The following is a 14759-nucleotide window of genomic DNA, read 5'->3' as shown; positions in this document are numbered from 1 at the left end:
GCACCATGCCCGACGATGGTCTTGAAGGGCTGTCCGGCCAATTCGTCAACGACTTCCTGCGCAACGGCGTCACGGTCAACGGCCAGCGTTACGGCGGCCAGGGAACGGACATCCCCGACGACGAGAAGCGGGCCCATCTCCAGGAATTCATCCAGGCATCCGGAGGTTTGGCCAAGGCCAGGCACATCGCCCGCGTCGCGACCCAGGCCCGCTTCGGCGACATGCAGGCGGCCCTGACCGGCGATCCCGGCCTTGGCCCGCTCCGGCAGGAATTCGCCACCTACCGGGGACAGACGCACCTGCCGGTATCCGCGCAGACAGGACAGCGCGTCAGCATGGCCGTCTCCGTCCTCGTGCACGGCGACAACGTGGCCATTCGCATGGAAAACGCCTCCCAAAAAATGGGTGACACCCTGGGCACGGACTACGAGATGGGCGAGAACACAACCGTGAGCTTCACCCTCCAGGGCGCGGGCTCGGACGATCCGGTGGTCCGCCTGGACACCTGGGACGCCCTTTACAGCACCACGCCCCAGCGGCGCGTCACGGACATGGAACAGGCCAATCTGGAACGAGGCCCGGAGTTTGTCACGGATTCCCGGTTGGAGGCCATGCTCGACGGGCATCCGCCCATCAACCGCGCGGCCATGACCGCCCGTCTGTCGACCGACCTGACGGCGGAACTGCACGCGGCCAAAGATCCCGGATACCGGGGGCTGCCCGACGAATTCATCCGCGACTTCTTCCGCCGGGAAATCACGGTCAACGGCCAGATCCATGGTGGCGGCCGGGGTGTTGACGGGCATCCCGAAGGCGAGCGCCAAGAACGGCTGGACGCCTTCATCGACGCCGTGGGCGGCGAGGCCAGGGCCCGGCGCATTGCCACCATGACCTACCAAAACGTGCCCGGCATGATGGAGCAAGCCCTTTTCAGTGATCCGTCCATGGCCATCGTGGTCGAGGCCTACATGATGCACGCGGCGCGGGACGTGGCGCCGGACGTGGCCAATTTTGCCATCACCACCCGCGCGGACGGCGGCGTGGACGTCCACCTGGATTACCGCCAGCAACGCGGCGAGGCCAACGGATACGAATTCGGCAAGTCCGGCTACATGGATTACCGGCTGTCGGGTCTGGACACCGACGCCCCGACAGTGCACTTGCAAGGCTGGGACATGCACTTCGGGACCAACCCGCCGCGCTGACGCGGCCAAAACCGCGACTCCGGGCGCCGGTCCCGTGAAAAACGGGGCCGGCGCCCCGTGCCATCCGGCTTCGTCAGGAAGCCGGACATTTTCGGCAAACGACACGAACCGCGATTTTTCCAAGGATCAAACATGCCTTTGCCACGCGCCACGAATAATCCTGAATGGTCTCGGACCACGGTCCGGTTCCTGGTCACGTTTCTCCTGGTCCTGACGGTCTGTGGATCATGGCCAGCGTCGGCCGACACGGACACGCCACGCAAAAAATGGCGAATCATCTATGTCGAGGGCGGGCCCTATACCGACTATCAGCAGATTTTCGCCGGCACGGTACGCGGTCTGGCCAAGCTGGGACTGATCGCCGACGGCAACGTTCCCGTGCCGGCCCATTCGGAAAGCACCCAGGAAATGTGGGCCTGGCTGTGCGCCAACGCCGGCGGCGACCGTCTGGAATTCTTGCCCGACGGGTACTACAGCGCCAACTGGGACGAGACGGCGCGCGCGGCCAATAAAGCGGCCATTTTGCGCCGCATCCGCGAAAAAAATGACGTGGACATGATTTTCGCTTTCGGGACCTGGGCCGGACAGGACATGGCCACGGACGAACACCACGTGCCCACCTTTTCCATGTCCGTGACCGACGCCGTGGACGCGGGCATCGTGGCCTCGGTCGAGGATTCCGGCCGGGATCACGTCCACGCCCAGCTTGAACCGGGCCGCTATGAACGCCAGGTGGCCATCTTCCATGACGTCTTCAAGTTCAAACGCATGGGCGTCGTCTACGAGGACACACCCGACGCCCGCAGTTCCAGCGGCATGCCGGCCGTGGAAAAGGCGGCCCGGGAGCTGGGCATCGAACTCGTGACCTGCACCACGGCCCTGAATCTCCCCGATCTGGACCAATCCTTCAAAAATCTGCGTGCCTGCGTGGAAAGCCTGTCCACCCGCTGCGACGCCATCTATCTGACCGTCAACACGGGCATGCAGGGCAACCGCATCAAGGAATTGCTGAAACCGATCATCGCGGCCGGCATCCCGTCCTTTTCCCAGAGCGGCCCCGGCGAAACCAAGCTGGGCGTGCTCATGAGCCTCGCCCAGACGGACTTCGACGACGTGGGCATGTTCGAGGCCAAGGCCGTGGCCGAGGTTCTGGACGGCACCAAACCGCGCGACGTCAGCCAGGTTTTCGAAGGCCCCCTGGGATTGGCCATCAACCTGAAAATGGCCATGCTCATCGGCTGGAACCCACCCTTCGAGATCCTGGCCGCCGTTGATGAAATTCACCAACAAATCCCCGACATCGACCAATGACCACTCAAGCCCCGGCCGTTACTTCCGTTCCGTCAGCGGGTGGACCAAGCCGGCTGCCGTTCCTGATTGGCGGTCTGGTGGCCCTGATCTGCGCCCAAATCCTGTACGCCGCGTTGGTGCTTTCGGCCCTGCACAAGCAATACGACAAACCCATGCTGGCGGTGCGGGCCCTGGTTTGCGACCACGTGGCGAACCGGCTCGGACGCATGACCCGGATGGGCAAGGCGCCGGAACGCATCGCCCACCTCGACCAATTGCTGGCCGCCTACGCGGACACGGAGACGGACGCACTGCTCGTCCTCAGGGCCGACGGTACCGTGCTTGACGGCTGGGGCTGGCCCAAGGGCGTCACGTTCCCGATGCCCATGCAACCCCGGCTGCTGCGCGAGGGCATTCATGAATTTTCCCAGGACGGAAGCCTGTGGCTGGCCCGGCCGCTTCTGGACCGGGACGGGCACACGGTCGGACGTGTCCTCCTGGGTCTGAACGACGACAAGCGCTCGGAACAGGCGTGGCGCGTTTTGCGCGACAACGTGCGCCTTCTGGGCGCGATCACTACCGGCGCCTGCCTGCTCCTGGTCGCCCTGGGGCTGACCGCGCGACGCGGAAAGGATAGGTCCAGCACGGCCTTGTCCGAAAAACGGGTCTACGTGGCCCTGATCCTTCCCCTGCTCGCCAGCCAGCTTCTTTTCAGCGCCGCCATGCTCAAACCCCTGCGGGTCATGAATGAAACCCACCTGGACGCCGTGGCGCACCAACTGGGCCGCCACGTGGCCGGAGAAATGGAACATCTGCTCAATCTGGGCCTGGATCTGGAAAAAATCCCGCCAGCAACGGAATATCTGGCCGGCTTGCAACGCTTCCTGCCGGAATCCCTGGGAGTGGCCATCCTGGACGCCAAGGGACAACGACTGCACGCGGCCGACGCGGCCGGACCCATTGAAACGTCCCGCTGGGCGCCCCTGGAACAAGCCTCCCTGACAACAGACATCCCCTTTGGCGTCGGCGACATCCAGGCTGGCTCGGTCCGGGTGCTCATGTCCCCCCTGGCGGTTTCGGCCAACATCCGGGCCATCACCCTGGACACCCTGACCATGACCGTGGTCGCCATCCTTTTTCTCGTGGAGCTGACCAACCTGCTCATTCTGCGGGAAAAGCGTCGGGCGAATCAACGGCTCCAGCCCATGGCGGCCTCGGCCGGGTTCATGCGGCCGGTCATTTTCGCGTGCATGTTCGCCATCGACATGTCCCTGTCTTTCGTGCCCTTGCGTCTGGGCGAACTCAATCCGTTCCTGTTTGGCCTGCCTCACGACGTGATCATGGGCCTGCCCGTGTCCTTCGAGATGTTCATGGTCGGGCTGGCCATCATGGCTGGCGGCTTCTGGAGCGAGCGCGCGGGCTGGCGCCCCCTGCTCGTCACCGGAACCGTCCTGGTCGCCCTGGGCAACCTGGGTAGCGGCATGAGCACCGACGCCCTGCCCTACATCGCCTCGCGCGGCGTGGCTGGAGCCGGCTACGGCCTGCTCAACCTGGCGGCCCAGGTTTTTGTTCTGGCCAACTCCCGCCCGGACCAACGGGCCGGAAATCTGGCGGCCGTCTTTGCCGGGCTTTTCGCCGGCGCCCTGTGCGGCAGCGCCAGCGGCGGCCTCATCGCCGACCGTCTCGGCTATGCCGGCGCGTTCCTGGTCGCGGCCGCGCTGATGACGCTGACGGGCCTGGTTCTGTGGCGGATTCTGCCACCCCAGCAGACGCCCGCCCCGACCTCGGCCCGGCCGTCCCTGCCCAGCCTTGGTGAAACCATGTCGTTCATTTTCGATCGGCGCATGGCGGCCCTGCTCTTCCTGAACATCATTCCCGGCGCCTTTGTCACGGTCTGCCTGTTCCAATTTTTCCTGCCCGTGTCCCTGAACATGGGCGGGGCCAGCCCGGCCGATATCGGCCGCGTGACCATGATCTTTCCGTTGGTCATCGTCTATCTGGGCCCGCTCTTCGGGCGGCTGGTCGACAAATCCCAAAGAAAGGACCTCCTCCTGGCCCTGGCCGGCGTCATCGCGGCCGCCGGCGTCGCGGTCCTGCTGATTCTGGACGGGATCCCGGCCGCCATCGCCGCCGTCACCCTCCTTGGGATCGCCAACGCCATCCTGTCCAACGCTCAGGGCGCCCACGCCCTGGAATTGCCGGCCACGACGCGTTTCGGCGCGGGCCGGGCCATGGGCATCTACAACGTGGTCGAGCGGCTGGGCCAGGTTCTCGGCCCCATCACCCTGGGCCTGATCATCGCCATCCAGGGCCGCGACGCCGGGCTGGCCGTCATGGCCACGGGCATGGCCGCGACAAGCCTGATCCTTGCCCTTCTTGGCCAAGGCCGGCGCGGGAACTGACGCCATGGAAACGCTGCTCGACGATCCATTCCTGCGTCCCCTCTGGTCCAAGCTGGGACATTTGCCACCGCTGCTCCGGGCTTGGGACGGGCTGACCCTGGGCGACATCGCCACCCGGTTCATGGCGCCGGCCGGGGCCAGGGTTTCCAAAGCCCTGCTCGACCGCGCCGAATCCATGGTCGCGCCGGTCCTTGGCGACGCGGCCGCCGACGCCCTGACCCAGCGCCTGACCAGATCCCCGTCCGTGCTCTCGGCCAACTACCACGCCGTGGAATGCTTTCCGGAAATGGTCCAGGCGATCCATTTCTTCGCCCTGGGCGACCTGCTCGCGCCGCGATGCCCGACAAATCCGACGCCTCCGGTCGTGCCCATCCTGTCCTGTTCCAGTGTTTCCCTGCAAAGCCAGACCTACCCCAGGGGACTCATGCTCGCGCGCCAGGATGCGACCACCGGCGCCCCCCTGCGCCTGCCCTTCTTTCCCAGCGCCCTTCAGGACGTCATGACCGGACACGCGCCAGCGCTCGATCCGGATGGCCTCGGGGCCATGCGCGCGCAATGGGCCCACGGCCGCTGGCAGGCATTGACGCCCTGGGAACGGGACGCGGTCGATGAAATCATGGACAAACATGTGCTGCGCCGCGACATCCTGGACCTGCCGACGTTTGGCGCCCAAGTCACCCGCGCCAACGCGTCCCTGTGCGCCGCCCGTTATGCCCAGGCGTCACGGCCGCTGGTGATTTATTTGGAAATGGAACATCTGGTCAGTGGATTGCTCGATCGCGATTTGGACAGGACGGATTCGGTCATGCACCGGGTTGTGTTCGACCCCGAAATCCGGTCCCGCGTTCTCGAAGGATTGGCCGGAGTGCGTGGTTGCTGGAAAACCGAGGCCGTCAACGGGCTGGCCCTGGGCCGTACCGGTCGCGCCGGAACCATTTTTTTCTGGCTGGCCGACCAGCAGGGACGGCGTTGTCCCCTGCGCCTGGGCCAGGGCCCTGGGAGCGAGGTCTGTCTTGAATACAAGAACATCCGCATCCCGCTGCGCCCGGACGCGCTGCGCTCCGCCCTGGCCGGGGGACGGATCGTTCCCAGCCTGTTCACGTCCTATGCCAGCCTGACCCTGGACCACGGCTTGCGCTGTTTTGGCGGTATTTTTCTGGCCGACTATCTGCCGGCCATGATCCGGGGCGTCCTGGCTGTCATGAACGGTCAGGACAAGGCGGCCCTGGCCATTCACAACCCGCTGGCGGCCCTGCCCCTGGGCGTGCGGATCGAGTCGGAATCAGGACTTTTTCCGGCCGGAACCGTCGAACTGACCGCCGCCGGTGGTCTGGACCGCGACCACCTGCTCCAGCTTTCCCGCCTGACCCTGGCCGATGTCCTGCCACTGAGCCTGTCTTCCTGGTACCGGGATTATGTTCCGGCCGCGTCGCGACCCGTGGGCTGGGCAACGGAACTCGACCGCGTGGCCGCGCGCTGGCGCGGTGTCATTGTCCGGCCCCGATAGGTTCAGGCTCGCGGATTCCGTCCAAAACACAGCATGGTGATGTCGTCGGATTGGGGCGCCGTGCCCCGATGTTGGACAATGGCCGCGCGCAGCAACTCCAAGATACCTTGGGGGGAAACACCCGGATGCGCGGCGAGCAAATCCCCGATCCGCTCCTCTCCGAACAGGCGGTGCTGTTCGTCCATGGCCTCGGATACGCCGTCCGAATACAGCAGACAGGTCTCGTCCGGCGCCAGGACCATTCGGTGCGGCGCATACGGCAGGCCGGACATGGCCCCGACCACCGGACCGCTCATGCCTTCCAGGACGCGGACATCGCCAGCCCGGTTCACGGCCAGGGGCTGGCAATGCCCGCCATTGGCATATTCCAGTTCGCCCGTGGCCGGATCGAACAGACCGATGAACAGCGTCACGAACATGCACCCCGGATTGTTCTCGCTCAAGCGGTCGTTGATGCGGGTCATGGCCTCGGCCGGGTCCGAGGTCTGGGCCAGGGCGTAGCGGACCAGGGTCACGGTCATGGACATGAACAGGGCCGCGGGCACGCCCTTGTCGGACACGTCCCCGATGACCAAGGCCTGACGACCGTCGGCGGCCTGAAAAAAATCGAACAGGTCCCCGCCCACTTCCTTGGCGGGCTCCAGAAAGGACGCCACCAGACAGCCCGGATGCGTTGGCGCCCCGGGAGCCGGCAAAATGCCCATCTGGATATCCCTGGCCGCGTTCAATTCGCCTTCCATGCGCTCCTTGGCGGTGGTCGTCTCCATCAGGGAGCGGATATTCTGATCCAAGGCCCGTCCCATGTCGCCAAAGGCCGTGGCCAGGGTGCCGACTTCGTCGCGCTGACCGGACGGGAGTTCCCGGGCCAAGGCCAGCAGCGGGGATTCCGTCACGCCGCCGGCCAGGGCCAGATCGACACCGGCCAGGGCCTTGGCCTGTCTGGTCAGGGTTCGCAACGGCTTGACCACCCGGATCGTGACCGCGAGCATGCCCAACAAGCTCAACGCCGCCGAAATCACGGCCAACCCGGCCATGCGCCGCATCAGGTTCCGGGCCGGCGCCTCCATGGCCTCGCGCGGCACGGACGCCACGATATACCAATCCAGGGCCTTGAAATACGCAATCCGAAAAACAGTGGACGAACCGCTGCCATCATTGTCGCGCACGAAATCCACAAAGCCCTTGGCACGGGCCTGTTCAAGACCTTCCCGCGGGATGAAGCCGGGTTCCCGGCCCAGGGCGTGTCCTTTGTGGGCCAGGGTCCGGCCATCTCCGGACACGAGGGCGACAAACCCATTCTCGTGTACTTGCAAGGTATCGAGCTTTTCCTGGGTTCCCTGGATGATGCTTTCCTCGGCCATGGCCGCCGCCTGGACCATGTTCGTGAGCCGCGAGGCCAAGGCGACAACCGTCCCCCGCTCCGGAATGGGAAGAAAAAAGACCAGCAGCGGACCGAGATGCTGCTCCTGACTGTCCGTCAGATCCTGGACCAAATCAAACACCGCGAACATGCCCTCGGGCGGCAGGCGCCGGGAATCGAGCATGGTCCGGATGGGACGGCCCTTCAAATCCGTGCGCCCTGGATCAACGGCCAATTGCCGGATCAGGGGACTGCCCAAGACATGCCCCCCGGAGGTTTTGAACAAATCCAGATGCATGCCAAACGACAGTAGGGGCTGGGTCCAGCCGCCGATGATCCGCCTTCCGGTTCCATCCGGCAGGGACGCCATGTCCAGCCAGGTGGTTCGGACCAGCGAGGCCATCTGCCGGAGCTGGTTCTTGAGCTGCAAGACCCCGAGAATGTTGTTGGTCAGCATGCTCAGGTAGCGGGAGCCGATGGTGTCCTCGACCAAGACGACAATGTTGCCAAAGGACTCCCGTTCCCGCTTGAGACTCATGTCCCGCAATTCGTGGTTGGTCAGCAGGATGATGGGAACGGCCGTCAGGGCAATGGCCGTCACGACAAGGGAAAAGAGTTTAGTCCGTAGCGAAATGATCATGTCTTACTCGGCCATTCCCAGCCGCAGGAGCTTCTTGCGCAGCCCCTCGCGGGTAATACCCAACAATTCCGAAGCTTTGGTTTTGTTTCCAGCGCATCGTTCCAAGGCCGCGACAACCACATCGCGTTCCACGCGTTGCAGGTTGAAAACCGCGTCCTCCCCAGCCGGCGCCAGCGTCATGGATGGAGACACCGACGCGCCAGCATCGGAACAATGCAGCGGCACCGGAAGGCCGCCACCACGTTTGGAACCGTCCAGGACGCGCGGGGAAAGATCCTCGGCATCGACCCGGTCCGAAATCGTGAGCGAGGCGGCGCGCTCCATCTCGTTGTTCAATTCGCGCACGTTGCCGGGCCAGTCGTGCCGCATCAGGGCCGCGCGCGCCCGTTCCGTGATCGTCAGGCGTGGCCGTCCCATGTGCTGGCAATGCCGCTCCAGAAAATGCTGGGCCAGGAGCAAAATGTCCTCGCCACGCTCGCGCAGGGGCGGCAACCGCACCTCGGCCACGTTGACGCGGTAGTACAGATCCGACCGGAAACGGCCGTCCCGCACCGCCTCTTCCAGACCGACATTGGTCGCGGCGACGATCTTGATGTCCACGGGCAACGGCTTGTTGCGTCCGACCCGCTGCACCTCGCCTTCTTCCAGCACGCGCAACAGCTTGGCCTGATGCGGCAGGCTCATGTCGCCGATTTCGTCCAGAAACAGCGTTCCGCCGCTGGCCTCCTCCACCAATCCGCGCTTGAACCCCACGCCCGTGGCCGCGCCCTTCTCGATGCCAAACATCTCGCTTTCAAAAAGATTCTCGGGAATGGCCGTGCAATTGACGGCCACGAACGGCCCTTCCCGGCGCGGCGAGTTGTAGTGCATCATCTTCGCCACGACTTCCTTACCCGATCCCGTGGGCCCGAGAATGACCGTGTTGATGGGCCGTCGGGCAATGGACAGCACCAAGTTCACGACCCGGCGCATGGCCTCGCAATTGCCGATGATTCTGCGGGCCTGATAGGTGTCCTGGACGGTCTGCATCAGATGCTCGTTACGCCGCGCCAGCAATGCCCGGGCCTCTTCCAGCTCGGCATTGCGGGTCTTGAGTTGGGCGATGAGCTCCTCGCGATGAAATTCCCGCCCCGCGACCTTGACCAGCATCATGCCGAAGGCCTCGGCCAGACGCACGAATTCCTCGGGCCCGGCGTCCGGCCGGGTCAGGGCGTAGAGCTTGTCCTCGCTGGCGGGCCGCCCCCAGGCCAGGTCATCGCACAGATCGATCAAGGTCGTTAAAAATTCCGTCGGCGCGACGTCCGCGCCATGTGCTTGTCGTTTCAATGGTTCTCTCTCAGTCGCGTTTGAGCGTCTGCACCCACCGCAGGACCTCGGCCACCGGGCCGATGAGATCCTTGGGGATGTACGCGTTTTCCGTGCCGTGATCGAAAAGCCCGCGCGCCAGCGGCGCGTTCCGCATGATGGGAATGCCCTCCTCGCGGGCCACTTCCATCATGCGTTGGGCCAAAAGCCCCTCGCCCTTGGCCAGAATGACCGGCAGGGGCGTCTTGTCCTTGTCGTAGTCCAGGGCCACCGCGTAATGGGTCGGGTTGGTGACCAGCACCTTGGCCTTGCGCACGTTGCCCAGGCTGTTCTGGGCCAACAGCTCCTGATGCAGCTGCTTGCGCTTGCCCTTGATCATGGGGTCGCCCTCCATCTCCTTGTATTCGCGTTTGACCTCGTCCTTGCTCATCATGTGCTGCTTGGTGTATTGCCAACGCTGAAAAAGATAATCCACGGCGGCGATGACGCAAAACGCCCCGGCCGCGGCATAAAGCAGGTCGCGCATGGCCTCGCCCAAAACGGTCCACAAATGGCCGATGTTTCCATCGGGAATGCGAAACAACGTCCCCAGATGCGCGGACATGACCTTCCAGACCACCCAGGACAAGACCACGACTTTCAGCACGTTCTTCAAAAATTCCACGGCGTTCTTGATGGAGAACACTTTCTGGAACCATTTCGAGGGGCTCACGTTCTCCAGCTTGGGCATGGCGCTTTTGAAAGCGAACAAAACGCCGACCTGGGCCATATTGGAAGCGATGGACGTGGCCATGACCAGGGCGAGGACCGGCAGAACCAGCTTCATGAAGCACGCGACCATGACATCGGCGGCCTGGGGCAGGGCCTGGGCGAAGGGCTGGCTCATGAGGATCATCGGCGTTTCCGTCATGGTGGCCAGGGTCTCGTAAATGGATTCGCTCATGGCCACCAGATAGACGGCAATGGCCAACACCGACAGGGCCGCCGGAACATCCTGACTCTTGCAGACATCCCCCTTTTCCCGCGCCTCGCGCAGGCGCTTGGGGGTGGGTTGTTCGGTCTTCTCACTCATGCAACAACCGCCCGAGGATGGTCAGATCGTGGTCGATGGTATCGAAAAGGCCGCCGATCTGGATCAGCAAAAGGCCAAAGGACAAAAACAAAAGCAGGGCCGCCAGGGCGCTCTTGATGGGCATGCCGAGGATATAGACGTTGAGCTGGGCCGCGAAGCGGTTGATGAGGCCAAGGGACATGTCCGTGAGCAGGCAGGCGGCGACAATGGGCGCCGAGAGCAGGATCATGGTGGTCATGAGCCAGGCCACGCGACCGGCGAAAAACAGCGGGATATCCGTGGTCCCCGCGAACACGCCGACCGGGAGCAGCTCCGCCACGGGCCAAAGCTCGTAGCTGGAAAAAACCAGGGTGACAAAGGCCAAAAACGCGCCCCCGGAAAAAAACACAAAAACCGCGCACTGGAAAAGAAGCGACCCCAGCGGCGAGGTTTCTTCTCCGGACAGGGGATCGGCCCCCGACGCCATGGACGCGCCACGCTGGTTGTCGATGAAAAATCCCGCGCATTGCACGGCCCAAAACAGCATTCCGGCCAAAAATCCCATGAAAAAGCCCAGCAAGCTTTCCTTGAACACGATCAGGGCCAGACGCCCCGCGACCGCCGCGCTGAGAACCTGGGGGGCGTCGATCTGGTCCACGACCAGGGGATGCAGGAAAAGATAGCAGGCAAAGGCCACGGCCACGCGAATCTGCCCGGTGACGATCTGCCCCCCCAGAAACGGGACCGTCTGCATGATCATGAACAAACGCGGCATGCCCAGAAGCACGGCCAGCAGGTGATCCATGACGTGGAGTTCCTGGAAAAAGGCTTCCAGATTCATCCGCCATTCCCCTGTTCGCGGCTAAAGAAGGTAAAAGTTATCAAATATTTCCTTTGAATACCGCAATATCTCCCCGCACAGCCAGCCACCCATGACAAACAGAGTCACGATGACCGCGATGAGCTTGACCCCAAAGGACAGGGTTTGTTCCTGGAGCTGGGTAATGGCCTGGATCAGACTGAAGATGATGCCCACCACCGAGGCCACCACGATGGGCGGCAGGGAAAGCATGAGCACCAGGTACAGGGCCTGCACGGTATAGTTCATGGCCGTGGCTTCCATCCGTCCTCCTTGCGCGCCGAGGGCCGGGGCCTACAGGCGAATCCTGTTCACGGGCTGGACCGAAATTTCCGGGGTGATTTCCTGGTAGGACACCACGGCCAGCCCGTAATGCTCCCCCTCGATCAGCCGCCGCACATAGCGGCGGATATCCATGGACACGACCAAAACGGGCTTCTGGGTGCTGGTGCGATACCGGCCGGCGGCGTCATTCACGGCCTGCATGAATTTGCGGGTGGTTTCCGGGTCCAGGGCCAGAAAAGCGCCGGCCGAGGTCTGCCGGATGGCCTTGCGGATGGTTTCCTCCACGACCGGCTCCATGAGAATGGCCGGAAGCATGTTCTGGCCCTTGGAATACATATAGCTGATCTGACGTTTGAGAGCCATGCGCACGTACTCCGCGAGCATGACCGTGTCCTTTTCCTTGGGGCTCCATTCCACCAGCGCCTCCAAAATGCCGCGCAGGTCGCGGATGGAAACCTGCTCCTGCACCAGACGCTGGAAGATCTCGGCGATGCGCTGCACCGGCATGAGGCGCGTGGCCTCGCGCACCAGATCCGGGGCGCGTTCCTCCATGCGGTCCAACAGGTATTTGGTTTCCTGCAGGCCCAGAAAGGACGAGGCGTGCCGGGACAAAATCAGGGACAGATGGTAGGCCAGGATGCGCGCGTGACTCATGCAGGCGATGCCTACGCGGGACAGACGCGCGCTCTGGGCCTCGGGCACCCACAACGGCTCCACGTCCGGCAGAAAGCGTTCGCCCTCCTTGACCTCCACGCCGAGCATGCCCAAATTTTCACGGGTGTCCCGGACCAGGACCATGCCCCGCTCCAGCTTGCCCCGGGACATGGGGATCTCGTTGACGTGCAGGGCATAGCTCAGATCCGCCAGACCGGGATTGGGGCGGATGTTGATACCCGGAAACGGCACGCCCAGATCGAAATACAGGGCCCGACGCAACGCGGCCAGTTCCTCGTTCAGGGAGTCGTAGTCGAGACTTTCCCCCATGTCCTCGGAAATATCGAGAATGATGGGCACCGTGGGCGCGAACTCGTCACGCTGTCCGGCCGGACCGGGCCGGGCGCCTTTCTTGGGCGCGGCCGAAGCCTTGAGGGATTTGGACAGTTCAGCGCGGGCGTCATGGGTCTGGGGCATTTCGCTGATACGGCGCAGCACATAGCCAAGCCCGCCCAGGGCAGCGGCCAGGGCAAAAAGCTGCGGCTTGGGAAAGCCGGGGATGAGCGCGAAAAGAAACACCAGCCCGCCGGCCATGAGCAGGGCCTTGGGCTGATCAAAAATCTGCTCGCCGATCTGGGAGCCGACGTTGGCGTCGGAATCTCCGGTACGGGTGATGAGAATACCCGCGGAAATGGACACCAGCAGGGACGGAATCTGGGAAACCAGACCGTCGCCGATGGTCAGGATGCCGTAGGTGTGCAGGGCCTCGCCGGCGGTCATGCCGTTTTGGGTGATGCCGATGATGGTGCCGCCAACAATGTTGACCACGGCGATGATCATGCCCGCGATGCTGTCGCCCTTGACGAACTTCATGGCGCCGTCCATGGCGCCGTACATCTGGCTTTCCTGGGACACGCGCTGGCGGCGGGCCTGGGCCTCGTTCATGTCGATGACCCCGGCGCGCATGTCCGCGTCAATGGACATCTGTTTGCCGGGCATGGCGTCCAGGGTGAAGCGGGCCCCGACCTCGGCCACGCGCTCGGCGCCCTTGGCGATGACCAGGAACTGCACGATGGTCAGAATGAGAAAGACCACGGCGCCAACCACGAAATTTCCGCCCAAGGCGAAATCGCCAAAGGTGAAAATGATTTCGCCCGCGTCGGCCTGGAGGAGGATCAGACGCGTGGTGGTGATATTGAGGCCCACCCGAAAGAGGGTGGTGAACAGGAGCATGGTCGGGAAAACGGAAAAGTCCAGGGCCGTGCGCACATACATGGCCATCATGAGCATGATGAAGGACAGGGCCATGTTCAGGCCGATGAAGGCGTCCACCAGCGGCGTGGGCAGGGGCAGGATCATAAGCCCGACGACGATGACCAAAAGCGCGACAATGGACAGGTCGTTGTGCCGCGTGATCACGCCCACGGCGGAACGGGCCATGGCGAACGCGTTCATGCGCGGCCTCCCGTGGCGCCTGGGCGCACACGCGTCCCGTCATTGCCTTCAAGCCGCCCGCCCAAGGCAATGAAGGCCTCCACGGCCTGTCGGGCCTCGTCACGCCGGTCCTGCCGCCACAGGGCCCTGGCCCGCAACAGGTGCAGGGCCGCCTCGCGGGACGACAGCACCCGTCCGTCCATGGCCGTACGCAAATGGTCCAGGGCCGCGCCGGGACTTCCTTGTTCCAGCTCCACGGCGGCCAGGCTGGCATATGCCAGACGGTCCAGGGCATCGGGAGCCGGTGCCCCTTCATTTTCGGCGCGCGATCCGGCCAGGGCGACCAATGCCGAAAACAGCCGCCCGGCCCGTTCCAGTTCGCCCATGCGCAAATACATATATCCCAAGACCAACAGGCTCTCGCGGTGCCGCCGTTCCAGATTCATGTCAGCCCCCGATCATCAGCCCGGTATAGGCCTGCAGCAAGTCCCGGTTTTCCAAAAGCAGACGCAGGTCGTTGCGCAGAAATTCCTGGACGGCGGGATCGTCACTCCCCTGCAAAATCATGAAGCAGTCACGCAGGCTGGCGGCAAACACTTCGGGCCGCAGAAGTTCCCCGTCGCCGACTTCGGGACAAAGCGTCTGCTCCACCAGCCGGGCCGCGTTGGAGACCGAATACAACTCTTCCAGACCGGCCTCGCGCAACACGCTGGACGCCAGAGGACGGGCCGTGGGCAGTTGCCCGCTGGCGGAAAGCCCTGGATCCA

General features: G+C 63.8%; 10 protein-coding genes and 1 pseudogene. 3 read left to right on the top strand and 8 right to left on the bottom strand.

The genetic code is table 11. From position 1 onward, the window contains the following. The first annotated feature begins 1337 nt into the window (after positions 1–1337). The 3 genes from EOL86_06770 to EOL86_06760 are packed head-to-tail and all read left to right on the top strand — an operon-like array spanning position 1338 to position 6404. On the top strand, positions 1338–2516 hold the full coding sequence (locus EOL86_06770; protein ID NCD25276.1) for an ABC transporter substrate-binding protein: 1179 nt from the start codon (positions 1338–1340) through the stop codon (positions 2514–2516). Further along, positions 2513–4897: an MFS transporter gene (locus EOL86_06765; GenBank protein ID NCD25275.1), complete on the top strand. Its 2385-nt coding sequence runs from the start codon at positions 2513–2515 to the stop codon at positions 4895–4897. The genes EOL86_06770 and EOL86_06765 overlap by 4 nt, the downstream gene beginning before the upstream one ends. 4 nt (positions 4898–4901) lie before the next feature. Further along, entirely contained in the window at positions 4902–6404 is a 1503-nt protein-coding gene (locus EOL86_06760; protein NCD25274.1) for an ATP-binding protein, read from the top strand. A 2-nt stretch (positions 6405–6406) separates the two neighbouring features. Here EOL86_06760 and EOL86_06755 read toward each other — a convergent pair whose 3' ends face one another. The 8 genes and pseudogenes from EOL86_06755 to EOL86_06720 all read right to left on the bottom strand — a co-directional run. Then, positions 6407–8404 (bottom strand): HAMP domain-containing protein, encoded by a 1998-nt coding sequence (locus EOL86_06755; protein ID NCD25273.1) that lies wholly within the window; start codon positions 8402–8404, stop codon positions 6407–6409. 3 nt (positions 8405–8407) lie between these two features. Then, positions 8408–9730, bottom strand: coding sequence for a sigma-54-dependent Fis family transcriptional regulator (locus tag EOL86_06750; GenBank protein ID NCD25272.1), 1323 nt, complete (start codon positions 9728–9730; stop codon positions 8408–8410). Between the two features lie 10 nt (positions 9731–9740). Beyond that, positions 9741–10781 (bottom strand): EscU/YscU/HrcU family type III secretion system export apparatus switch protein, encoded by a 1041-nt coding sequence (locus tag EOL86_06745; protein NCD25271.1) that lies wholly within the window; start codon positions 10779–10781, stop codon positions 9741–9743. Further along, positions 10774–11601: an EscT/YscT/HrcT family type III secretion system export apparatus protein gene (locus EOL86_06740; GenBank protein NCD25270.1), complete on the bottom strand. Its 828-nt coding sequence runs from the start codon at positions 11599–11601 to the stop codon at positions 10774–10776. Before EOL86_06740 ends, EOL86_06745 begins: the two co-directional genes overlap by 8 nt. Positions 11602–11622: 21 nt before the next feature. Further along, positions 11623–11883: an EscS/YscS/HrcS family type III secretion system export apparatus protein gene (locus EOL86_06735; GenBank protein NCD25269.1), complete on the bottom strand. Its 261-nt coding sequence runs from the start codon at positions 11881–11883 to the stop codon at positions 11623–11625. 30 nt (positions 11884–11913) lie between these two features. Continuing rightward, positions 11914–14013 carry an EscV/YscV/HrcV family type III secretion system export apparatus protein gene (locus EOL86_06730; protein ID NCD25268.1) on the bottom strand — a complete coding sequence of 700 codons (2100 nt, stop codon included), beginning with the start codon at positions 14011–14013 and terminating at the stop codon, positions 11914–11916. Positions 14014–14084: 71 nt separating this feature from the next. Continuing rightward, positions 14085–14438, bottom strand: a pseudogene (locus tag EOL86_06725) (hypothetical protein). A gap of 1 nt (position 14439) precedes the next feature. Continuing rightward, positions 14440–14759 (bottom strand): type III secretion protein (locus EOL86_06720; GenBank protein ID NCD25267.1); only part of this gene is annotated, 320 nt, incomplete at its 5' end.

It is taken from the genome of Deltaproteobacteria bacterium, assembly GCA_009930495.1.
GTDB lineage: Bacteria > Desulfobacterota > Desulfovibrionia > Desulfovibrionales > Desulfomicrobiaceae > Desulfomicrobium.
The sequence above is the reverse complement of the archived record's forward strand: the minus strand, read 5'-3'. Positions and strand labels throughout refer to the sequence as shown.